Annotated in this window: 24 protein-coding genes; 8 read left to right on the forward strand and 16 right to left on the reverse strand. The window is 51.4% G+C overall.

The annotated features are described in order from the left end of the window. Positions 1-37 precede the first annotated feature (37 nt). Entirely contained in the window at positions 38-217 is a 180-nt protein-coding gene (locus AB1K62_RS06185) for a hypothetical protein (protein WP_367002186.1), read from the reverse strand. A 64-nt stretch (positions 218-281) separates the two neighbouring features. Next, the gene (locus AB1K62_RS06190) at positions 282-521 is read right to left on the reverse strand and encodes a hypothetical protein (RefSeq protein ID WP_367002188.1); all 240 of its coding nucleotides are present in this window, start codon (positions 519-521) and stop codon (positions 282-284) included. A 67-nt stretch (positions 522-588) separates the two neighbouring features. Here AB1K62_RS06190 and AB1K62_RS06195 point away from each other — a divergent pair, with 67 nt between their 5' ends. Further along, the gene (locus AB1K62_RS06195; protein WP_283644618.1) at positions 589-837 is read left to right on the forward strand and encodes a hypothetical protein; all 249 of its coding nucleotides are present in this window, start codon (positions 589-591) and stop codon (positions 835-837) included. Beyond that, the gene (locus AB1K62_RS06200) at positions 834-1,118 is read left to right on the forward strand and encodes a hypothetical protein (RefSeq protein ID WP_367002190.1); all 285 of its coding nucleotides are present in this window, start codon (positions 834-836) and stop codon (positions 1,116-1,118) included. Before AB1K62_RS06195 ends, AB1K62_RS06200 begins: the two co-directional genes overlap by 4 nt. 6 nt (positions 1,119-1,124) lie before the next feature. Here the strand turns inward: AB1K62_RS06200 and AB1K62_RS06205 are convergent, their stop codons facing one another. Together AB1K62_RS06205 and mobC are read right to left on the reverse strand one after the other, a co-directional pair. Continuing rightward, the gene (locus tag AB1K62_RS06205) at positions 1,125-2,552 is read right to left on the reverse strand and encodes a relaxase/mobilization nuclease domain-containing protein (RefSeq protein ID WP_367002192.1); all 1,428 of its coding nucleotides are present in this window, start codon (positions 2,550-2,552) and stop codon (positions 1,125-1,127) included. Further along, positions 2,549-2,932 carry a plasmid mobilization relaxosome protein MobC gene (gene mobC / locus AB1K62_RS06210; RefSeq protein WP_293948682.1) on the reverse strand — a complete coding sequence of 128 codons (384 nt, stop codon included), beginning with the start codon at positions 2,930-2,932 and terminating at the stop codon, positions 2,549-2,551. The genes AB1K62_RS06205 and mobC overlap by 4 nt, the downstream gene beginning before the upstream one ends. 349 nt (positions 2,933-3,281) lie before the next feature. Here mobC and AB1K62_RS06215 point away from each other — a divergent pair, with 349 nt between their 5' ends. Both AB1K62_RS06215 and AB1K62_RS06220 read left to right on the forward strand, forming a co-directional pair. Continuing rightward, entirely contained in the window at positions 3,282-4,139 is an 858-nt protein-coding gene (locus AB1K62_RS06215) for an META domain-containing protein (RefSeq protein WP_367002194.1), read from the forward strand. A gap of 275 nt (positions 4,140-4,414) precedes the next feature. Then, the gene (locus AB1K62_RS06220; protein ID WP_367002196.1) at positions 4,415-5,368 is read left to right on the forward strand and encodes a flavin reductase family protein; all 954 of its coding nucleotides are present in this window, start codon (positions 4,415-4,417) and stop codon (positions 5,366-5,368) included. 46 nt (positions 5,369-5,414) lie between these two features. Here the strand turns inward: AB1K62_RS06220 and AB1K62_RS06225 are convergent, their stop codons facing one another. From AB1K62_RS06225 to AB1K62_RS06275, 11 genes are all read right to left on the reverse strand, one after another. Next, entirely contained in the window at positions 5,415-6,491 is a 1,077-nt protein-coding gene (locus AB1K62_RS06225) for a Rieske 2Fe-2S domain-containing protein (RefSeq protein WP_367002198.1), read from the reverse strand. A gap of 147 nt (positions 6,492-6,638) precedes the next feature. Next, the gene (locus tag AB1K62_RS06230) at positions 6,639-7,133 is read right to left on the reverse strand and encodes an Lrp/AsnC family transcriptional regulator (protein WP_367002200.1); all 495 of its coding nucleotides are present in this window, start codon (positions 7,131-7,133) and stop codon (positions 6,639-6,641) included. Then, positions 7,130-7,609, reverse strand: a complete 480-nt coding sequence (locus tag AB1K62_RS06235) for an Lrp/AsnC family transcriptional regulator (RefSeq protein ID WP_367002201.1) — start codon at positions 7,607-7,609, stop codon at positions 7,130-7,132. Before AB1K62_RS06235 ends, AB1K62_RS06230 begins: the two co-directional genes overlap by 4 nt. A gap of 98 nt (positions 7,610-7,707) precedes the next feature. After that, positions 7,708-8,988, reverse strand: coding sequence for an MFS transporter (locus AB1K62_RS06240; RefSeq protein WP_367002203.1), 1,281 nt, complete (start codon positions 8,986-8,988; stop codon positions 7,708-7,710). Between the two features lie 44 nt (positions 8,989-9,032). After that, positions 9,033-9,791 carry an SDR family oxidoreductase gene (locus AB1K62_RS06245; protein ID WP_367002204.1) on the reverse strand — a complete coding sequence of 253 codons (759 nt, stop codon included), beginning with the start codon at positions 9,789-9,791 and terminating at the stop codon, positions 9,033-9,035. A 93-nt stretch (positions 9,792-9,884) separates the two neighbouring features. Beyond that, positions 9,885-10,100, reverse strand: coding sequence for a hypothetical protein (locus AB1K62_RS06250; protein ID WP_367002205.1), 216 nt, complete (start codon positions 10,098-10,100; stop codon positions 9,885-9,887). Between the two features lie 2 nt (positions 10,101-10,102). Then, positions 10,103-11,245 carry a Rieske 2Fe-2S domain-containing protein gene (locus tag AB1K62_RS06255; protein ID WP_367002206.1) on the reverse strand — a complete coding sequence of 381 codons (1,143 nt, stop codon included), beginning with the start codon at positions 11,243-11,245 and terminating at the stop codon, positions 10,103-10,105. After that, positions 11,242-12,120: an amidohydrolase family protein gene (locus AB1K62_RS06260; protein ID WP_367002208.1), complete on the reverse strand. Its 879-nt coding sequence runs from the start codon at positions 12,118-12,120 to the stop codon at positions 11,242-11,244. Before AB1K62_RS06260 ends, AB1K62_RS06255 begins: the two co-directional genes overlap by 4 nt. After that, entirely contained in the window at positions 12,120-13,754 is a 1,635-nt protein-coding gene (locus AB1K62_RS06265) for an AMP-binding protein (protein ID WP_367002210.1), read from the reverse strand. The genes AB1K62_RS06260 and AB1K62_RS06265 overlap by 1 nt, the downstream gene beginning before the upstream one ends. 181 nt (positions 13,755-13,935) lie before the next feature. Then, on the reverse strand, positions 13,936-14,808 hold the full coding sequence (locus AB1K62_RS06270; protein ID WP_367002212.1) for an SDR family NAD(P)-dependent oxidoreductase: 873 nt from the start codon (positions 14,806-14,808) through the stop codon (positions 13,936-13,938). A gap of 67 nt (positions 14,809-14,875) precedes the next feature. After that, positions 14,876-15,640 carry an SDR family oxidoreductase gene (locus AB1K62_RS06275; RefSeq protein ID WP_367002214.1) on the reverse strand — a complete coding sequence of 255 codons (765 nt, stop codon included), beginning with the start codon at positions 15,638-15,640 and terminating at the stop codon, positions 14,876-14,878. A 113-nt stretch (positions 15,641-15,753) separates the two neighbouring features. Between AB1K62_RS06275 and AB1K62_RS06280 the strand changes: the two genes are divergently transcribed. The 3 genes from AB1K62_RS06280 to AB1K62_RS06290 are packed head-to-tail and all read left to right on the forward strand — an operon-like array spanning position 15,754 to position 19,490. Continuing rightward, a complete protein-coding gene (locus tag AB1K62_RS06280) occupies positions 15,754-16,992 on the forward strand; it encodes an NADH:flavin oxidoreductase (RefSeq protein ID WP_367002215.1) in 1,239 nt (412 codons plus the stop codon). After that, entirely contained in the window at positions 16,989-17,762 is a 774-nt protein-coding gene (locus tag AB1K62_RS06285; protein ID WP_367002216.1) for an SDR family NAD(P)-dependent oxidoreductase, read from the forward strand. The genes AB1K62_RS06280 and AB1K62_RS06285 overlap by 4 nt, the downstream gene beginning before the upstream one ends. Before the next feature lie 24 nt (positions 17,763-17,786). Next, entirely contained in the window at positions 17,787-19,490 is a 1,704-nt protein-coding gene (locus AB1K62_RS06290) for an FAD-binding protein (protein WP_367002217.1), read from the forward strand. A gap of 37 nt (positions 19,491-19,527) precedes the next feature. On the opposite strand, the gene AB1K62_RS06295 is transcribed toward AB1K62_RS06290, so the two are convergent. Next, complete coding sequence (locus tag AB1K62_RS06295) at positions 19,528-20,172, reverse strand: nuclear transport factor 2 family protein (protein WP_367002218.1); 645 nt, start codon at positions 20,170-20,172, stop codon at positions 19,528-19,530. A 129-nt stretch (positions 20,173-20,301) separates the two neighbouring features. Here AB1K62_RS06295 and AB1K62_RS06300 point away from each other — a divergent pair, with 129 nt between their 5' ends. After that, positions 20,302-22,662, forward strand: a complete 2,361-nt coding sequence (locus AB1K62_RS06300; RefSeq protein WP_367002220.1) for a TonB-dependent receptor — start codon at positions 20,302-20,304, stop codon at positions 22,660-22,662. Positions 22,663-22,803: the final 141 nt, after the last annotated feature.

The raw sequence follows: 22,803 nt of genomic DNA on the forward strand, positions 1-22,803 counted from the left end.
ATTGCGGCTGGCCTTCGGGCCAGCCGCGTTGATGGCCTCATAGACCTGGCGGGCGTACCGCCAGTTCGGCCTCGATATTGTGCAGCGAAGCCAGTGCATTGCTGCGTTCAATCGATCCGCGTGGAGCGGAAGCAAAGGTGTTGAAAGCCTCGCGTAAAAGAGCATGCAGTTCGGCTGTGCTGCGCGATGCTGCATCGAAGCGTGTGATGAGTTTCATCGTCACCTCCTGTTGATTGTCAGGAGGCCCCGAACCGTTCAGGGCCTTTCGGCCCTCGCACACATCATCCATGGCCCAGAGAAGGCGCTGATGGATCGGGGTAACGAACTGGAAATCTATCGGAAGGTGGCGCTGAAGAACGCGTGAACAGGCATTCGGCGTCGGCAGTCAGTGCAGCATGAGCGGCCCTTTGCCCGCGCACGGCTTGCAGCAATTCGCCTTTCCCCTGACCGAATGCGGATCGCGCATCAATATCCTGCCCGCGCCAGTTCGGCGGAGGCCTCACCCGTGTTGGACATGACACGGCGATCCTTTTCCTTCGGTCTCATCGGGGGGCGTTAGCAAGCCAACCCGAACAAAGGAGATCAGTCATGGCACGCAACAACACCCAAACCGCGCAAGAGCGCACACGCGAGTTCCGCGCCCCTGAGTTTCTGGCGTGGCACGTCACCCAGAAAGGCGACAAATCCTTCTGGAACAAAGTCGGCGCAGCATGGATGCATAAGGATGCCAAAGGCTACACGCTTCAGCTCGAATCCCTGCCTGTCGGCGGTCGCATCGTCTTGCGAGAGCCGCTGGAAGATACGGCTTCACCAGCAAATGACGCGGGGCGCTCATGAGCGCCCCAGTCACCAGTCAGATCGACTGGCACGGTGTCGCGATAAGCATCAGCTATCATCGACATCAGTGGTCGACGTTCGACCACATCGAAGTCAACGTCATCGGCAATGGGATAATCCCCATCACCGAGACAGGCTATCGCTCGCACTATCTGCACAGCGATGTCACGGACGAATATGGCGGAGCCGTTGCCTACGTAGTTGCGTGGCTTGAGCATGAAGCGCAGACCCCGCAATGGAAGAAGCGCGAAGAAGCCGCGCGACAGCTCTCGTTGTTCTAGCGATGGTTATCGGTCGAGATCAGGACCGTCATAGGACGGTCCTTCTCTTTTTTGCTCGCGCAGTTTGCGCAAGCGATCTTGCGCCGACGTGGTGGAACGCGTCTGACGCTCGGGCTTTCGCTCTTTGAGCTTGTCGAAGCGTGGACGTTCCGGCTGCTTCTTCGGTTCGGCTCGCAGCGTATCCAAACGCTCGAAGGCGGTCTTTGCCTTGGGCTCTTCACCACGGCGCATCAGGCGATAGTTGGCGGCATCGTGATGCAGGGCACGCAAGGCTTGCGCATGTTTGGTGCGCGCAGCGTTGATTTCTTTTTGCAGCTCACCGCGCTCGCGCAGTTGCGCATTGATCGTCATTTGCCGCTGATCCTGATCGCGGCGCAGCGCCCACATCACTTCAAGCTGGTTCTGTTTTTCGAGCTGAGCCCGCTTGCCTGTCAGACGATCCCACAGGCCCATCATGCCTTTGCGGAAGCGATCCGCTCTTGTGCGGGCTTCAGCTTCAAACCGCGCCTTCTGGCCTGCGTCCAGCTTGGCGCGTTCATCAGCGTGCGCCTTCGCCATCTCCACTCGGCGCGCATTCAGTTGACCGATTTCGGCACGGGCGGACGCGCGCGCTTCATCGACATGCGATTTGATGCGCGGGAGAATATCTTCAGCAATGCGCTTGCGGGTCTCCTCAACGCTGTTCAATGCGTCGGGCTTTCCAAGACGAGCGTGCAGCTCTTTCGCTTTCTTGCCCGTCGCCCGTGAGATCGAAATGACTTCACCTTCGAAGGTGACAGCCACATGGCCGCGCCGATCCCCGCGCGCCAAATAGAAGCCGCGCTCTTCGAGAGCGTGCGCGAAGGTGCGAGCTGAATCCGAAGTCGCCCAGGCTTCCTGTACCAGTTCTTTCAGTTCGCCCGCATGGCGTCCGATCCGCTTGGCCTGCTGCCATTCATCAAGCGAGAAGTTGCGTGGGTCGCGGTCCTTCGGATCGATCAGGCCGCGCGGCATTTGCCAGCCGTTCTCAAGATAGAGCTGGCGCGAGACTTCCCGAAGCTTGTTCTTGTAGAAAGACATCGGCTTGGCGGTCATCGTCTCGGGATCGATCCGGCTCCATACCGCATGACAGTGCCGCCGTCCTTCCTTCTCGTGGAAAACAACGACGCGCGGCTGGCCCGTCAGGCCGTTTTTCTCTTCGATGGCTTCCAGTGCTTTTTCAAAAGTGCGAACGTGGACACGCTCGTTCTCGGGCGGATTCAGAGACACCGAAAACATGAACTGTCGGCACTTTGTGCCCTTTGCGATGGCTTCGGCTTCGCGGAGCGCGCCAACGACATCATCGGACATGAAGCCGCGAATATCGTGCAGCTCGACATGCTCGTTTTCTTCGGCCTTGAGGAGATGCAGCCCGAGCTGCTTTGCGCCGTTTCGTTGTGATCCTTTCAGGATCATGACGGCTCCACATCGGTACGATGGCCGAGCGCGCGAAGAAGCTCCCGCCGCATCAGCGCCACGTCGGCGCATGCGCGCCGAATGTCGCGTTCCGTATCGGGGAGAACGGGAAGCGTACCGAGATTTGCCATCTTGGCGAGCTGGTTCAGATTATTGGCGATCCTCGATTGGCCAAGCATGGCCAGTACCTGCGCCAGCTTCTGCTCATCCTTGATCGGTCGGCGAGACCGAGCACGTGCACGTTTCTTCTTGAGCCCCTGACCGTCGAAGACCTTGCGGCGGATATACGCCCCAAGCGGCATGTCGCCAGCCAGCTCTTCAAGCCTAGCGCGTTCTTCAAAAGTCAGTCTGAGGGAAAAGGGAGGTGTCTTTGTCGTCATCGCGCCACCCCGCAAATGTCCCGTTCGGGGGCATTTGCAGGGATTTGGATTGCGCTAAGCACCTGATTCCATTGAGCGAGAATATCGAACAAGGTGTTCGAACTTTCTCCTCCTAGGTGCGCCATATGTTATCTTTTCGAGCCGGTATTAGCTTATCCAAATAGCGGGATTGCTAAGATCAACCGTGAAAGAACGGCTGATTACACAAGTAAGGGCGCCTTATATCGCGATCCATTGAATGAATGTTATGATCGAAATTGCTCTTTCAATAAGCGAGATTGCATTTGCCGCAGGCCCCTGTAAGCATTATGTTCCGTAATGATAGAATGGCCAGTCTAGGCACCTGTCATTGCCTGTTGCACGCCGATCAAACGGGTTGCACGATGATAATAATCAGGAAAGCGAATTTGAAATGAAATTGTACAAGATTTTAGCAGCAACCGCTTTAGCCGGTTTGATCGCTGGTTGTACGACCATGGGAAATAACCCGGGCGATTCTGGTGTCGTGAAAGAACAGGCTATGAAGACTACGATTACCGGTGAAGTATATTATCGCGAGCGTATTGCCTTACCGCCTGGCGCAGAACTTTCTGTGGTGTTGCTTGATGCTTCCTTGAGCAACCCTCTCGCCAACATATTTGCCGGAACCAATATTTCTCTTGACGGGAAAAATGTGCCTGTCCCGTTTTCATTCGTCGTGGATCAATCAACAATCCCCGGCAATACATATGAAGTGCGTGCTCTGATACGTTCAAAGACCGGCGATATTATCTGGAGAACCAATACAGGGCATATCGTGGATCTATCATCCTCAACTTATAATGCTGGCAAGCTCAAGCTGGTCATGGTCAATACTACTGGAGAAATGAACAGCGCAGCGTTGCAAGAGGGCCCCTGGGCAATTGAAGACATTAATGGCGGCGGAGTGATTGATAGCAGCAATGTTACCGTATCTTTCAGCACTGATGGCAAAATTTCCGGTTCTGGAGGCTGCAACTATTTTTCCGGTAATTATGAAGTTTCTGGCAATTCTCTCAATATCAGCGGTGCGATGGCCATGACCCGCAAAGCCTGCGCTCCGGCATTAATGAATCAGGATCAACGGCTGACAAGCATATTGCAGAGCGCACAAAGCTATTCGATAAATGATGGTGAATTGACCATTTTGAACAAACATGGCCGCTCTATCACGGCGCGCCGTCAATAAATGTTTTTGGCATAACCCGACACTTGTCGATTATATCAGAAACTTAAGAACCGGATGCAATTAAACGACCACTTATTGAGCGGGAAGGCAATTGATGTGCGCGCCATTTAGCCGCAATGCCATGAAATAACCCTGGTTTACGTAGATTATTTCTTAAGATATTACGCATTTCAGCGCTCTATCTGATAATTTATTGTTATAAACGTAATTCTATGCCATAGAGCATTTATCAAACTTAACATAATCACTGTCGGCTATCTGATTAGAGGCGCGCTATGACAAATCTCCCCCTGAACACTCAGGAGTTTCGCAACGCATTGGGATCTTTTGCCACTGGCGTAACGATTGTCACAACTGCAACAGACCCGTACATGCCAGTAGGCGTTACTGCCAGCAGCTTTAACTCGGTTTCGCTGGACCCGCCGTTGGTTTTGTGGTCGCTGGCCAAGTCATCCCAGTCACTGGATGCTTTTCGCGATAGTGGCCATTTCGCTGTGCATATCCTTTCTTGCCTCCAGGAAGATTTATCCAATGCATTTGCGCGCTCCGGCACAGACAAATTCGCTAATGTTGATTGGCAAACAGGGACGATCGGATCGCCCGTACTGAATAATTTCGCTGCTAGATTTGAATGTAGGACTGTCCATCAATATGAAGGCGGCGATCATATTATTTTTGTGGGAGAGGTTATCGCATTCGACAGATGCGATCAGTCGCCCCTTGTTTTTCATGGTGGTAGCTACGCCGAAACCCGCTCCAGAATATCTGCTGATCATGGTCCGACTGTCGAGCCTGATGAGGCCCGTTTTACAGAGGATTTTTTTCTCTACCTTCTGTCTCGCGCGCATTTTCAGACTTCGGAAATAACTCGCACGAAAACAGCAGAATTTGGCATCAACCAGACCGAATATCTGGTGATCGCCGTATTGGGTATGAATGCACCACTTTCAACGGACGAACTTATTGCCCGGCTCACTCATACCGGTCATGCGCCCGATTATGCAGCTATTGAAAAAATGAAGAACGCGGCTCTTTTGGAAGGAGAGAATGACGCGCTTACTCTTAGCGGGAAGGCCCGCGAGATATTCATTTCAACATTGTCAGTGGCCAAGGCATTTGAAGATGATTTGTTGGATCATTTTACGCCTGGCGAGATTGCGGACACCAAACGGATATTAAAGAAGATTATCAAGTTAACCGGAGATAATATTCCCAGCCTTTGGGCCTGATCTCCCTGCTATAGGAAGAACAAGCCCAAGCCCGAAAGCGATACTGTCAGGCGACCTCCTCCCATGGATCCCGCGTGGTTCCTTTTGAAATATAATTCCCGTTAACGCGCTTCTGAAACTCACCGGCTCGCGCACGCTCATTAAAGAACTGCTTATACCAGATTCGCACCTTGTCGAACGGACCATCGCCCTTGACCATCATCGGCGCAAGACACGGGCGCTTGGCGGACCATATTTCAAAATCCTGCGCGAAAGCATCCAACCCGGCTTGTTCATATTGTCCGGCGATCGCAATGTCTTCATCGGTTGGCTTTGCATTTGGGGCTTTGACCAGCAGACCGTACCAAACTTTGACAACGCCATCATCAACCGGCGTATGTGCGATCAACATATGTGAAGGATAATCCCCTTCCATAGTAGATTGCAAAATTCCTGGGCCGGTGTACCAGGTGTCATTGGTCATCCCCTCGTCTTTGCTGCTGAGAGTACGATGGCCTGCTTTCAAAACCTGCCAGCAAATATGGTCCTCGAAGCGATTTTCAAAAAGCTCCATATCCTCACTACCATGTACCGGAACCAGATGCCCCTTGTCCGCTATATTATCGACAATCTCCTGCGGGTGGCTGTTCAACTCACCAAGCGGCGCGATGTTCCAGTTGACCCAATACGCCTCGCCATAATTTTCAAACGCCGGCAGATCATAATCCGGTTCACCGCCCTCCTCATCGTGCCACACCCACAGGCATCCCGCACGCTCGATAACTTTCCAGCTTTTCAAGCAAGCCTTTTTGGGAATCGGGCCGGGAGAATAAGGGATATCATTACATTTTCCATCCGGACCAAACCGCCATGCGTGATAGGGACAGCGGATACTGTCGCCTTCGACATGACTACGGTCTTTGATAACGTAGGAAGTGGTATTTTTGGCGAGATGCGTGCCCATATGCGGGCAATAGGCCTCGACCAAAAATACGCGCCCGCTCTGGCCGCGATAAAGCGCCATGTCTTCACCAAAATAGCGCACAGCAAGAGGCGTATCACCAACCTCTGCAGAACTCGCTATCATAAACCATCCTCGCGGATAGGTATATTCGCCCAGTTTATAATCGGCGGTTGTCGCCATGATTGCTCTCCTAATCTTTTTATGCTTTGCTTTTATACAAAGCGAAAATAATAGGCAAGCATCTTAGGTAGATTCACGCCCATAGGCGTATATAATAATAAATTGCGTATTTTAGGCAATCATTTGCTACGCATCGTTGCAGGTCGATTATACCTCAAGCGGGTGCTCTTCGTCCGTAATCCTCACAATCCGGCTATTATATTTTACTGTCTCGACCGCGATGGATGTTTCAACGTGGTGGACGCCCGGCATAGAGAGAATTTGTTCAGAGGCGGTCTTGTGTAATTGCCCCAGTTCATTGAACAAACAAATCACCAACATATTGAACCGGCCCAGAGTAATAATAACACCGGTCACGCCTGACATCTTGGAAACCTGGCTGGCAATCTCATCTACTTGATCGAGATTGGTCTGAACACCGATGAAGGCCAGCTTGTCATCTTCTTGAAGGTCCGGGCTGGTCACCGCTGTAAATGCAATCAGGCGTTCTTGCTGGAGCTTTTTAATCCGGCCACGCACAGTCCCCTCGGTTACACCAAGTTTTGCGGCAATCTTGCGGTTTGAAAGGCGTGCGTCATTTGATAAAATCTCGATCAGATTAAAATCGAGTTCGTCCAGTTCCGGTTTATCAAGCTGCTTCACATTTTCCCCTTCGCCACAATCGGCGCCACATCAAATCGGTATTTTACGACATCTACTGCAATGGCGGGCATCATTGAACGGATACCTCTGATCGATGAAACCTTTTCTGAAACAAATGATTGCAACTCATCAAATGTTCTGAGCACGACCAGTATATCAATGTCATAGCGCCCTGTTACCAGATGAACGGCAAAAACCTCGTCCAGCTTGGCAAGTTCTCTCGCCACTTCTGACGCGGGGCGATTCTCAACTTCGATCGCGATTTCCAAAAGCAGATCATATCCATGGGCATGGAAATCAGAAACAGCAATCACCCGCAACTTGTTTGCTTGTTCCATTCTGCGGATTCTTGATGAAACTGTCGCAGCCGCCAGCTCAAGCCGGTCCGCAATTTGCTGGTTTGTTGCACGGCCATTCCGGCGCAATTCGCGGATGATGGAACGATCTATATCATCTATTTCGAATTTTTCGTTCATACGAAGTCTTTGTTTCATTTTCACTTTTGAATCAACTCCGCATTAAGCCGAAGCTATGAGTAAATATCCTGAAGGCTCCAATATTTTACGATAGGTAATCAATTTTCATTAGCCAGAACGGTTTTATCACTCTCAAGATACCGTGCTCCAAGCAGGGCTAACAGTCCCCCTAAAATCCCGCTGGGAATGACGATTGTCAGCGCCCAACGCAGCGACATGGCGTCATCCCCGAACCATTCACTAAGCGCGCCTGTAGCCCATGGTCCAACAACAAAGCCGAGGAAAGTTGTTACCATGACGAATAGCGCCGTACTCGTCGCACGGAACCTGTCAGGAACAAGATATTGCAACGATTGCATAATGCCTATCGACCAGCCACCGCCGAGCAACCCGGACGGAATAGCCAGCATTTTTGCGATAAACAAGGACTCTCCCCACGTCGAAGCGAGAATACAGGCCGACGCTGCCAACATCGCCATACCGGACAAAAGCAAAGGCCGCTGCATACCGCCTCTGGCAAGACGGTCCGAAACCGCGCCAAAAAGCAGCATTCCCGACAGTCCGGCCAATCCAAAATATAGCCCGAAAGTCGTGCTGGCTTCCGTCAGGGGAACGGCATGAATACGATGGAACAAAGTTGGCCCCCAAAAACCAAAGCTTACGCCAGACAAAGCCGCAAGTCCCATGGCCAACATCATAAAGACATAGGATCGTGTTTTCACCAACAGGCGGATTAGAGGTAATAAAGCAACCTGATTGGCCTTGGTAGTAATCTGTAACCGCGCAGGTTCACGCACAACCAACCATGCCACACTGGACAAGACAACTCCCACCGTTCCCATGACATAAAACGCCATGCGCCAATCATATGCTTCTGCAATTGCGGGACCGGCAGCATATCCGGTTATCTGACCAAAATATACCGCAAGCCCCAGTATCGCAAATGCCACGCCCCTTTGATGCGGAGCAAAATAGTCGGACAATAGCGAATAAGCGGGCGCAACAAATGCAGCCTCCCCTACACCCACGCCCAGTCGCGCCAGCGCCAACGTCCACGGACCGTTGGCCGCGCCCGACAATGCTGTAAACAAACTCCATACAAGACAACCAGCACAGATGATCGTAATACGGGAAGAGCGGTCCGCAAGCCGAGCCAGAGGAATAGCAATCGTGGTATATAAAATCGCGAAAGCGGGGCCCATCAAAAGCCCCATAAACTGATCGCCAACATTAAATTCTGCTTTGATCGGGTCCACTAGCCCTGAAATCAGATAGCGGTCCGCATAATTAAAAATATAGATCAAGAGCAGAACCACCAAAGCAATCCACTGGTTGGATTTACTCTGCATAGCTGGCGAAGCCGCTGTGGATGCGTTCATTTTAGATTCCTCGCCTAATATTAAAATACAAGATGCCGTTCGGCTCAGTCGCGCATTTGTGTGCCACCATTTACGTGATATACTTGGCCGTTGATCCATGCCCCGTCATCCGAAGCCAGCAATGCCACCACCGCAGCAATATCATCCGGATGGCCCAGACGGACATGTGGAACCGCCTTTAATCCAGTTTCGACCTGTTCTTTTGTCATATGTTGTTCGACAGCTTCGGTCAGCACCAGACCGGGGCAGATGACATTTGCGCGAATTCCTTTTTTGCCCCATTTGGCGGCAACATGACGCGAGAGCGCGTGAATGGCATTTTTGGTCATCGGATAAGCCACCTGCCACGTCGAACCGCCCGACGCCGCGCCCGAACTGGTATAGATCATCGCCCCACCACCATTTTCAAGCATGACCGGCAGCGCGGCCTGTGTGGCGATTAAATGGCTTTTCGCGTTGATCGAAACCGATTTGTCAAACACATCAAGCGGACATTCCAGCGCGTTGACATCCCCTTCGGTTCCCCCTGCCAGATTGGAATGGAAGAAATTTAGCGTGCCAAATTGCTCTACCGCTTTCGCGACAATAGCTTGCTGGGAATCCGGGGATGTACCATCCAGATGAACTCCGACAGCGCTGCCGCCCGTGCTTGCGATACTCTGTGCAACTTCTTTCGCCCAATCCTCTACAATGTCGCCAATTACGACATGCGCGCCTTCTTCAGCCAGACGCCGTGCAGTAGCTGCGCCTATGCCCCGGCCCCCGCCTGCGACAATTCCGACCTTGTTTTGCAATCCGCGCATTTTTCAGTTTCCTCTTAATTCTAGTCCGGATTTTATCTTCAACTGAATTTCTGCCGCTGCGCCAAAAACATGGAACTTCACAACGGCTCCGTTTTACTTTTGTGCTGCTGGCCGAAATAAAATGTTCCTGTTACGACGACCTATCATCACACTGATGAGAAGGCCGCTCTTGGGCATGACCCGGGGCGAAGAAATGTCTGGTTGTCCGGTAACATTAGACAATCCGGTAAGCGAGCGAGCCGATACCAGACCCGTTGCAACCAACACTCCGGTAGCCACCCCGCTGACCATGACCGACCAGCGTATCATGCTCACGCCCTGGTACTTTTCTTGCCGAGTGATGCTATATTCTCAGCAACCTGTTTATCAGCATAGTAGCGCGAATAGAATTTCCGGAACTTTGGTATCGGTCCATCTCCGTCACAAATCAGCGGAGTTACCTCGAATTTCATGCGATCCCAAACGACCTTGTCCTGATCGAGCTGTTTGTTCACATCCTTGATAATTGCTCTTGCAAGTCCGGCCATTGGTCCTTCGATCTGGCTTATCGGCTGAGTATAGAAATAACGGACAGCCAGCTGGTCGAGCTCAACCGGCGTGATGCACGCGATTAACAATGTTTCACAGATGCCTTCAAACCGCACCCAGTTTTGCCCCGGTCCTTGGGAGATTGAGGTAATTTTTCCGTCTACTTCTCCTCTTGGCGTACCCATTTTGGCACGCACAATACCTTTGCGATCCCATTCACCCCACTCCAGTTCGGATACCGGCGGACTGGCTACACCGTGAATATAGGTAAAATGCGGAAAATCGACGCCATTTTCAGCCATATTCTGGATGCTGCCATAAATGGTCCATCTGCACTCATCAAAATCCGACCACTCGGGGTCTGTCGCTTCCGGCAGGTCAACCACTTCATATTGTGGTTCTACACCGTCGGGATGATACCATGTCCAGATGAGTTGGTTGGCCTCATGCATCGGCCAAGTGTCCTTACATTTGCGCTTAACCTGCGGGGGGATCGCCTTTGCATAGGGAATATCTTTTACTACACCTTCTTCACCATCATAGCGCCACGCATGAAAGGGGCATTCCAGAAGATTGCCGTGCACTTTACCACCATAGCCCATATGTGCGCCCAAATGCTTGCAATAAGCCTCAATCATCCGGACTTCGCCGTCTTCTCCGCGCCAAATGGCAAGGTCTTGTGCAAAATAACGCAGCGGCTTCACTTCACCTATGGCCAGTTCCTCACTTAACATCAGGGGATACCAGCCGACAGGAAACCCGATATTAAGATTGCGTTCTTCGGGAGACAAACGTCCCGGTAAATCGGCAACCCGCCATGCCTCAATCTCTTCCTTGGTCATTTTTTCCAGTACTTGCGAAGCTGCAACAGGAGCCGTTCGCGCGTCCATTACTGCGGCTTCTCCATGAGATGCACTTGCATTCATTGTGTTTCTCCAAGTTTAAAAAGTTTCATCGCATTTTCGCGCAAAAACTTTGGCCAGACTTCATCTTTCAGCGGGACGTTTTCCATATCCGAGAAAATCCGGTCGAGGCTAAGCCCCATCGGGAAATAACCGGCGTAAATTATCTTGTCGGCTCCGCGCGTATTGGCGTAGTTGATAATGGCTTTAGGATAATGTTTCGGAGCAAAGGCGCTCGTCGAATAATAGAGATTGGGCCATTTCAGCATCAATTTTACAGCTAGCTCTTCCCAAGGCTCTGCACCGTGGCGCATCACTATTTTCAGGTCCGGAAAAAACCAGCACAGCTCGTCAAGATGTTCGACTTTCTGCGTTTCCATCGGGATACGCGGTCCCGGAATACCGACGTTCAGCAAAATGGGAATGTCCAGCTCCACAGCGCAGGCATAAAGCGGGAACATATATTTGTGATTGATCGGCACCTGCGGATTTGTCCCGGCAGGAAAAACGCTGATGGCGCTTAATCCGACCTGGGCATGTACCTTTTTGATCCGCCGCACTTCTTCCATGCCATTATTGGGATTGCATGGCATATCGAAGAAAAAACGGTTAGGATATTGCTCCTTGGCCCGCCGCGATGTGTCATTATCATTCCAGCCGACAAGCGCATATTCGATATTGAACCGGTCCATTTGTTCGACCGTCCATTTAACGAAATCATCTGCGTTATCGGTGTCGGGAATATCTTTGAACATATATTGCGCGGGCATTTTGAACATCTCGCGGCTTTGCTCGTCTTTTAACAGCGGCTTGAAACTCTCGTACCATTCCGACTTGTCCTCGGCCTCCGGTATGCCAAGCATGCAATCGACAATTTTAATATCTTTGGGGTATCCCATTATTCCGCTCCAGAAATATGCGGCCATGCAGCGCGCAATTTGTTTTTATTCACTTTGCCTACATCGTTTCTCGGCAAAGGCTCCTCAGTGAACACAACATCGGCCGGAGCCTTATATCGCGCCAGTCGCTCACCCACTGTGTTGATAATATCAGCCGCCGTATATTCGCCGCGCTGGACCACCACCGTGACCAATAATTCACCCAACCGTTCATCGGGAATGCCGAATGCCGCACATTCCGAAATATCATCCATGCCCCCGATGATGCGCTCCACTTCGGCGCAATAAATATTCTCGCCGCCGGAGATGACCATGTCCTTCTTGCGATCGACGATGAAGATATAGCCCTCCTCGTCAACATAGCCGATATCGCCGGTTTTCAGCCAGCCATCCGCAGATAGAACCTTGTCGGTTTCTGTCTTGTTATTCCAATACCCTTGCATGACAATTGGCCCGCGCACGACGATTTCGCCTGTCTCACCGGATGGCAATTCTTCTCCACCCGGTCCTTCGATACGGACATCCACCAGTGAAGTGACACGGCCAGCCGCTGCGCGGTTGCGGATAAAATCTTCTCCAACCGCCATGGATATGCTGCCGGAGGTTTCGGTCATTCCGTATCCCGTTCCCATAACAGCGCCGGGGCACATCGCGCGGATTTCGTCCAGCAACGCAACAGGAAGCGCCTGACCGCCCGATGCAATATTGCGGAGGCTCCCCAAATCCGCACCCGTTTCACGCGCCCCGCGCAGCATATCCCACATCATTGTCGGAACACCCGAGAAAGCCGTGATCTGCTCCCGCTCGATCAAGCGGGTGGCCTCATTGGCATCCCACCGGGGCATAATCACAATTTTCGAACCCGCACAAAGCGGTGACAAAAACGACGCACCGAGGCCGGATATATGGAAAAGCGGGCTGACGAGCAGCGCGCCTTGCTGCGGAAGATTGGCCAATATCTGCTCGACAGGAATATCCAGCTTGGCTGCCGTGTCGTGCAAGACCATCATGCCGGTCATCTGCACACTCATCAGCCCGTTGATGAGGTTGCGGTGGGACAATACAGCCCCCTTGACTTGTCCGGTCGTGCCCGAAGTAAATAATATCGTGCAGGGATCATCGGGATGTGCCGGTTCAAAATCCGGCAACTCCGGCCCGGAGGACGGAAAGTCATCTATTTCCAGTATCCGGCCATCATATCCGCCAGCGCGCAGTAATTTTGCGCGTTCTTTGTCAGCCAGCACCAATGCCGGGGAAACATCATTTACAGCCCGGTTTAATTCCTCCGGAGAACCGCGACTGTTAACCAGCGCCGATACGCCATTGGCCCTTGCGACGGCCAGAAATGCGATCATCCACTCCGTCCGGTTACACATGCAAATCGCAACCCGGTCCCCACGTTTTATCTCCAGCGCCGGGACCAGCGCATCGCGAAGCGAAAAAAGCTCATCAAAGGTCAGGCGGCGATCGCCTTCAACCACGAACACTTTGTCACCATGCCGCCGGGCAGTCTCAACCAGTATATTGATATCGGGCGGCGCATTGACAAATTGACGCATACCGTTCTGCTCGCCGATCTCAAACGGCGTGCCCGACGCAGTCAGCGCCTCATATACCGGATCACGTCTGCTCACAGCATTTTGCCCCGTGAGTCAAAACTGTTGATTTTCGCCTTCATACCTCTTCCTGCTCTAATGTTGCCGACACTATAGATACATGTGCCTGAACGCCTGTATATTTACATTATGCGTATTTTTATATCATTTAATTTACGAATACAACAACCCCATGGCCAACGCATTGTTAATTAAAGGATCAATAAACTGCTGCCGGATTCGGTTCATTGGGACTGCCCAGCATATCACGATAGGACGGCCGCTCGTTTCCGCGATCCGTGATACCAAGATCTTTGGCAACCTCCGCTGCAATTAAAGTCCGTCCCGATAACTTCGCCCCTATTGGATCAGTGGCAAGACCATAAATAATATGCCCGGTAAATTCGGGATTCTCCGCTGTATCTATGAAACCCTCATATTGTTCCGGGTTCACTTTCTGGGCGATTTTTGATCGTTCGGTAATCAGCGGCCCCATCCAGATGGACGCAATCCGCACGCCAGTATCGCGCAGATCAAATTCCATGTCATGGGCAAATTTGTCCAGCCCCGCCTTTTGCGCGCCATAAGCTGGACCATGCATGTAACAGCTTGCACCAAAGGAAGAACCGAAGGCAATCATGCCCGACCCTTGCTCGACCATCATCTTTGCAGCATGCCAACTGGCAACATAAGCGGAACGCAAACCGACATCAAGAATATCGACGGCTGCGATTTCCTTTTCCCAGAACGGCTTTTTCTCAATCAGTTGATGGTGGATGGATGCCGCATTATTGACCAATATGTCCAGACGCCCCTGCTCGTCGGCAATTTGCTTGAACAGCGCCTCGACCTGGCTGTCATCTGCGTGATCACACATTACCGCAATGCCCTTGCCACCGGCTTTGGTGACTGCATCGGCGGTTTCACTGACCGTTCCGGGCAACACCGTTCCGTCCCAGCCCTTTGCATCTCCGGGTGTCACAGTCCGGCCTGTGACATAAACGGTCATTCCCTTTTCACCAAGGCCGCGGGCAATACCCGCACCGGCGCCGCGACTGGCACCGGTCACCAATGCAATTTTGGGTTCAGTCATCTGTTTCTCCTGTAAAATATATGGCCCTGCCGTCTCGCGCAGCGCCAGCCCGTCTTATGTTTCAGTCTTAATCGAAATTGGCTTGTCCGCCATCCAGCGGAATCGTCGCTCCGGTCAAATATCCCAAGGCCGGAGAACAAAGCGCAACGACCGCTTCACCAATATCCCCCTCCAAAGTACCGATGCGGCCAAGGGGTATGGTTTTGAAAAATGCCTGTGCTTCTTCCGGATTATTTTCTACCCAGCCTTTCAACCCCGGTGACTCTGCGTGAGGGGCGATATTCAACACCCGAATATTATCGCCGCCCCATTCAGAAGCAGCAGCCCTGGTCAGCGACTGTATCGCCTGTTTTACCGCCGCATAAGCACCATAGCCGGCCATATCCCAACGCTTTACCGCAGAAGAAACCAGATTGACGATTACGCCGCCGCCTTGCTGGACAAGATGCGGTTTGACCAGCTTCATCAACCGCAGCGTAGCAAGCGGCCCCGATTCAAATCCGGCCAGAAACTTCTCGTCAGTAACCTGCTCTAAAGTGCCCATCGGCACTTCCTGCGCATTATTAACCAGCACATCAATCCGTCCGAAATGCTCGATCGTTTCATTGACCAAAGCCTCTACCGATGCGGCGGATTTTACATCACAGGCAATGCTGTGACAGCGCCCCGCCCCGCGGTCGTCGATCACCTTTCTGGTCGTTTCCAGTTTTTCGTATGTTCTTCCGGCAAGTACAACATTGCAACCAATTGCAGCAAATGCCAACGCAACACCCTGTCCGACGCCCTGACCGGCTCCTGTCACGATAACGACTCGCTTTTCGCCCTTATTCATCCTATAATTTCCTATATTCGTAATATTTATTATCATTATTTACGCATGATATTGACATATAGTATATGTATGCGTCAATTGCGTTATATAAAAATATATGGGAGAGTGATCAATTGTCCGAGATAAGCAAATCACCTTTTGACCCGATAACTATCGGACCGCTGAAGCTGCGCAACCGGTTCATCAAAGCAGCAACCAATGAAGGCATGGCCAAGGGTGGCCTGGTGTCAAAGGGGTTGTCATTATTCCATGAACGGATGGCCGAAGGTGGAGCGGCGCTTTCCACGGTTGCTTATTGCGCGACCAGCCGTGATGGACGCACCTTTGCCGACCAGGTCACAATGGAACGCGATTCACTGACCGACATGAAGGCGATGACCGACGCGGTTCACCGGCATGGTGGCGCGATTAGTGCGCAATTAACCCACGCCGGATCATTTACATTTCTGCCAAAATCCGAATTGCAGACATCCAAACCGCTCAGTTCCAGCGGCGGGTTCAACAAAGTCGGCGTATTATCCAACCGATTTTTCAAACAAGCGATGAACCAATCCCAGATGGAGGCGATTGCGGAAGAATTTGTTGCTGCGGCTTGTCTTGCCAGAGAGGCCGGTTTTGACGCAGTGGAGCTGCATATGGGCCATGGATATTTGCTTAGTCAGTTCGTGTCGCCTGTATATAACAAGCGCAAGGACGCTTATGGCGGAACTATTGCACGGCGGATGAAATTCCCTAGCGAGGTTTTATCGCGCGTTCTGGACGCCGTAGGCAAAGATCTGGCCGTGCTGGTGAAATACAGCATGACCGACGGAGCCAAAGGCGGAAATACCATCGCGGATGGCATAGAGATCGCCAAATACCTGCAAAGCACGGGCGCACATATGGCGGTGTTGTCGAACGGATTAAATGTCGAATCGATTGAAGCCATGTTCGGTTCATCCCTCCCCAAATCCTCAACCAAGCCAGCCAATTTGCTCATTGCTGTCGGAATGTGGCTGCAATCGCTGAACGCCCCGCCAGAAGTGCAATTCCACGAAAACTATCTGCGTGAGAATGCTTTGAAAATTCGCGAAGCGGTGGACCTGCCTCTTGCATATATCGGCGGCGCAGCATCGGCGCAGGGCGTTGATCAAATTATCAGCGACGAGTTTGATGCCATCGCAATGGGCCGCGCGCTTATCCATGATCCACAGATTATCAACCGCTGGAAAAACGGTGCGAACGAAACGTCCGGATGCACCGCATGCAATCGCTGCGTTACTATGATGTATTTACCCACCGGAACACATTGTGTGCTGACCGGGGCCCAGGATGCCAAATTAAACACCATTCCTGCAGGAGCAAGTTCATGAACCAGAGATTTGACGGACAAGTCGCGATCATCACTGGTGGTAGTGATGGTATAGGCCGCGCTACTGCAGAAATGCTGGCAGCGCGCGGCGCAACGGTTATTGTTTGCGCGCGCGGAAAAGAAAAGCTGGCAACAACAGAGGCCGCGATCAAAGCGTCAGGCGGCAAAGTTGAGGCAAAACAACTCGATGTCACCGACAGCAATGCCTTTGCCGCATTGATTGAAGATGTAGCCAGTCGCTACGGGCGATTGGACATGATGGTCAATAACGCCATGTCGGTTCATTATGCGCCGATAGGAAAATTGAAACTGGACCATTGGCGTAAGGATTTTGCCGTCAATGCCGATGCCGTATTTGTCGGCACAAAAGCTGCAATGGGCTTGATGATGAAGGCCGGGAAAGGCAGCATTGTGAATATCTCTTCCACCACAGCCATTCGTGCTGCGCCCTATATGTCGAGCTATTCAGCATCAAAGGCCGCGCTTATCCAGTTTACTGCGGTCGCCGCGATGGAAGCAGCCGATAGCGGCGTGCGGATAAATGCGATTGTCCCGGGGCAAGTGCAAACAGCGAGCAACGAAGAGTTTGTTGCAAAAGCTCCTGAAGTGGCAGCCAAAACCGCTGAGGCTATTCCCATGAAACGAGGCGGCAATCCGGAAGAACTGGCTGAAGCGATTGTGTTCATGCTGTCCGATGCGGCAAGCTATATCACCGGGATTGCCCTGCCGGTAGATGGCGGCAAATCTGCGCAGCTTTACCTACCGTCCTGAACATAGCCGAAAGGATAAGCCGTAATGGATGTAACATCAGATAAGATGGAAGAATATAACGTCGATCTGCTGGTCGTCGGGTCGGGTGCCGGAGGATTGCTCTCCGCCCTGGTTGCCGCAGAAAATAACGCGGAAGTTTTGGTTATTGAAAAAGAAAGCCTGTGGGGCGGCACCTCCGCCACCTCCGGGGCGGGTATATGGATACCTGCCAGCGATCAGGCCAGAGAAGCCGGATTTAACGACAATGTGGACGTTGCGTTCCAATATGTAAGAGCCTTGTCTAAGGACAATGTCCCCGATGCGAATATCCGCTCCTACGTCTCCAATGCCTCCAATATGCTTCGCTGGATGGGTGAGCATACCGACATCGAATATTGCGCCTTCCCCTATCCGGACTATCATGCGGAAAATCCGGGAGGCAGCCCCACTGGCTATCGAACGCATATGCCCTTACCCATGGATGGGCGTAAATTGGGCAAGGATATCGAGACTCTGCGCTATGCCTCACCCGCTGCCAGCCTGTTCGGATATCTGAACTGGCATTTTGATGAAACATATACGCTGCTCTTCCGGCAACCGGGCTGGTGGTGGCATCTTACAAAAAGCCTAGCCCGTTATTGGCTGGACCTGCCTTTCCGTTTCAGATCTGGAAAAGACAGGCGTTTGACTTTGGGCAATGCTTTGGTCGGCGGACTCCGTATTGCCCTCAACAGGAAGAATGTCCCGGTCTGGCTAGACAGCCCCATGAACAAACTGATTGAGGAAGATGGAAAGATCATCGGAGCGATAGTTACAAAACAAGGCCAAAATGTTCGCGTGCATGCTCGCAAAGGTGTCATTCTGGCCGCTGGTGGATTTGATAAAGACACAAAAATGCGCGAACAATATGCCCCACTTTACAGAAACACTCTCTATTCCGGCGGAACATCAGGCAATACTGGTGACAGCATCAAAGCTGGCATGGGTGTTGGTGCCAAAACCATGAACATGCAGTCAGCATGGGCAGCGCCAGTCTTTTACGTTCCGGGCGAAGATAGGGGCCGTTTGTGCACAATAGAAAGAGCATTACCGGGTTCCATGATGGTCAACCAAAAAGGTCAACGCTATCTCAATGAAGCGGCATCCTATCATATAGTCGGTCAACAAATGTCCCGGCGAGAACAGGAGCATAATGACGCCTCACCTAGCTGGTTTGTCTTTGATCACGAATATCGGCATAATTATCCCGTTGGCCCGCTGCTCCCTTTAATGCCGGACTGGTTCCAGCGCGGCGAAGTGCAATCCATCCTTAAGAAAGGAAAATCGATTGAAGAACTAGCGAATAATATAGGCGTCGATCCTTCGACCCTTGCGAGCACCATCACCCGTTACAACGATCACGCAGTGGAGGGGGAGGATCCCGATTTCAAGCGGGGCGAAGCCACTTATGATAAAATGTATGGCGACCCGCGCGTGACACCAAATCCTTGTTTACGCCCTATAAGCAAGGGGCCGTATTACGCGATGCCAATATATCCCGGCGATATCGGAACCAATGGCGGATTATTAACGGACGATAAAGCACGCGTGATCGGCCACAATGACAAGCCGATTGCCGGTCTATATGCAGTTGGCAATAATGCGGCCTCAGCAATGGGGGAAAGCTATCCGGGGGCTGGCGCGACCATCGGCCCTGCACTGACCTTCGGTTATATAGCTGTGCGCGATGCGCTCGGCGTAAACAATTGAACAATATGGTGTCTAGCTCCGATAGATTCTTAACGCGTTAGTCAGCTCTGATCTTCACCTTAGGCGCTGCAGCACCCCGACGCATCTGATTCAGGAAATCTTCAGCGGCGGCTGGCTCCGGCACGGGCTGTTCGCTTGAACCGTCACGTTCCCAATATTCAGCGAAGCTGGGAAACAACTTATGGAAATTGCCTTCCGTCCAGTCTGATCCCGGCCAGCGCATTTTTTTATCGCCAACAGGCGGCTTATTAAGGTCGGTAGCATACCAGTAGAGTGGCAAACGGCGAGCAAAATACCACCGGCCATCCTGTCGAATATAATCATCTACATACATCATCTGCATGATTACCCACTCGTCCTCGCCATCTTTTACGGGCGTTTCATGCTCATTTTTGGAATATACGATGCCATGTGCATGGGCTTCATCGTCAAATTCAATGATATGCCCACCGATATGATGTGACGTTCCAGTGAATGGAGATCGCAGGGTTTTATCCATATAGCTGCGTAACGCTTTACGGCCGCTATCCTCTTTACCGACCCGCACATCCTCAGGGAATAAACACACCATGGCATCCATATCCCGCATATCCAGCGACAATGCATATTTAGCAGGTAATTGCCTTATTTCGTCCAGCGCTTCCAGCCGAGCAACTCTTTGTTCTATTGTTTGAGTGATCACGCTAACTCCCCACTACCACTTCCTGCATATCTATTATAATATTTACGCAATATCAATGCAAAATGGCTTGTATTTATATTTTGCGTATTTTATCAGAGAGAAAATTACGTTTTAGGATAGGAAAATAAGATGATCTCGAGTCTTGAAAATAGCGCAGCTATCGGCGCACTTGCCGCCGGATTAGTGATTAGCCCAGTATATGCCCAGCAGTCTGATAGCACCGCCCGCGATTCAGAAGATTCGAATATTATCATCGTAACAGCACAAAAACGCGAAGAAAATATTCAGGAAGTTCCGATTGCAATTTCGGCAGTCGGCAAGGATTATTTGCAAGCCCGTGACGTTACATCGATTGAAGGCCTTGGCTCTGTCGCACCCAACGTAAAGATTGAGAGAGCGCCGGGCAGTTCAACAACCGCTCAGGTTTCAATACGCGGCTCTGTTACAATCAACCCTGCGGTTACGTGGGAACCCGCCGTAGGTATTTATGTTGACGGCGTTTACATCGCCAAGAATCAGGGCGCGATTTTTGATGTCGCTGATCTCGAGCGCGTTGAAGTATTGCGCGGTCCACAGGGAACACTATATGGACGCAACACTCTTGCTGGCGCTATAAATCTGGTCACCGCGAAACCAACAGGCGACCTATCCGGATCAGCAGAAATTACCTATGGCAATTATGATTACTGGCGCGGCAAAGCGGTCCTTAATCTGCCAGCCTTTGGCCCGTTTTCGGTCAAGGTTTCCGGACAAATTGCACAGCGTGACGGTTTTTATGACATAGTAGATAATCCGTTTCCTGGCGCCAATTCTTTTGCCAATCCGCCCCAAGTAAGCGAAGCAAACTCACTTGATAGCAAAAGTTTCATGGCGCAGGTCCGCTTTGAACCAACAGATAATCTGACATTTGATTACAGCTATGATTATAGCAAATATAATCAAACACCCCTTCCCGGTCAGTTGCTGCGTGTTAATCGCAATGGTGGTCCTTCGGATATTTTCGATCCGAACAGCCCGAATTATACCGGCATTCCGCTTCATCTCTTCGCAGATTCGGAACGGCAGGATCAATTAAGCCTTAACGCCAATATATTCGAAAAAACACGCACCTATGGTCACGCGTTGACCGCAACGCTTGACCTTGGAGCAGCTGAACTAAAATCCGTTACAGCCTATCGGGATTTGAAATATGAGGACCGGCTAGATCTGGATGGCTCCCCAATTGATATCGCAACCACGGCACGCTTTACTGATATGAACAGCTTCAGTCAGGAATTGCAATTGGCTGGCGCAGCTTGGGACGACCGGGTTAAATATGTTCTGGGTGCTTTTTATTACGATGAAAAAGCCACAACCTTTAACCCGCAAACATTTTTCGGTGTATTTGGTCCATTTGGCAATGAATTCGATTCCCGCTATGGTTCTAAAACCGAAGCATGGGCAGTCTATGGCCAAGTGGATTTTGATATTACCGATACACTGACTCTGACTGTGGGCGGGCGTTATACGGAAGAAACGAAGAGCGTCAGCCGGTTTCTTCAGCTTTTGCGTGATCCGGCAATCCCGTCCGCAGGATTACCATTCACAGTTGCAGACATTCAGTTCGGCGATCTGCCCGATGCAAATTATAATGATTTTAGCCCATCGGCGACATTGGCCTATCAGATCAATCCGGATCTGAACGTATATGCCCGTTTTGCTAAAGGTTTCAAATCAGGCGGCTTCAATGGTGAAACAAACCAGTTTGTCGCACCAACTGCTGATTGCCCGACCGGCACACCGGAACTTTGCAATCCCTATCAGCCTGAAAAAGTCAACAGCTACGAACTTGGCTTCAAAAGCGTTGTGGCTGACGGTATTATGACGCTTAATGTAGCGGCGTTCTACGATGATCATAAAGATATTCAGCTATCTGTGTTTGACGCAACCGGCGCGGCATCTTCGACTGTTCTCAATGCTGCATCAGCAACCATCAAAGGTCTGGAGATTGAGACATCTGTTCGTCCGGCTGACTGGCTAACGATCAACGGTTCTTTCGCTTATCTTGATGCAGAATATGACAGCTTTTTCGAGAAAGGAATGGACGTATCAGACAACCGCGCCTTTCCGCAGACGCCAAGCTATACGGCCTCCCTTGGCGTAGACTGGCGTGTCGCACAGGGTGACTGGGGACGCTTTAACCTGCTGGGTGATTTGAGCATGGTTTCTAAATATCATAGCTTCCCGTATCAGTTGCGCCCGACGGACCCAACTGCACAGGTGGCCAGTGATTCAGAATCGCCGGGCCGGGTCATGGTCAACCTTCGCGCCACCGTCTCAGATATTCAACTAGGTGCAACGAAGCTTAGACTGACCGGCTGGGTCCGAAATTTAACCGATGAGAGTGCACCGTCCAACTTTATCGACTTTGGTCCTGGCTTTGGCGGTCTGCTACTGGGATATTATCAGGAACCACGCACCTTTGGCCTCTCGCTTGGCGCTGAGTTCTAACCCTGCGTGAACGCAGACGATTATTTTAAGATCCAGCGGCTGCTCAATGTCTATTTCTCCCATGTGGTGAAGCAGATTTTGAAGCCGTTGGCTCTTAGACCGATCATGCAGAGATGATATTATAACAGACCGACAAATATA

Source organism: Parasphingorhabdus sp. JC815 (assembly GCF_040717415.1).
Lineage (GTDB): Bacteria > Pseudomonadota > Alphaproteobacteria > Sphingomonadales > Sphingomonadaceae > Parasphingorhabdus.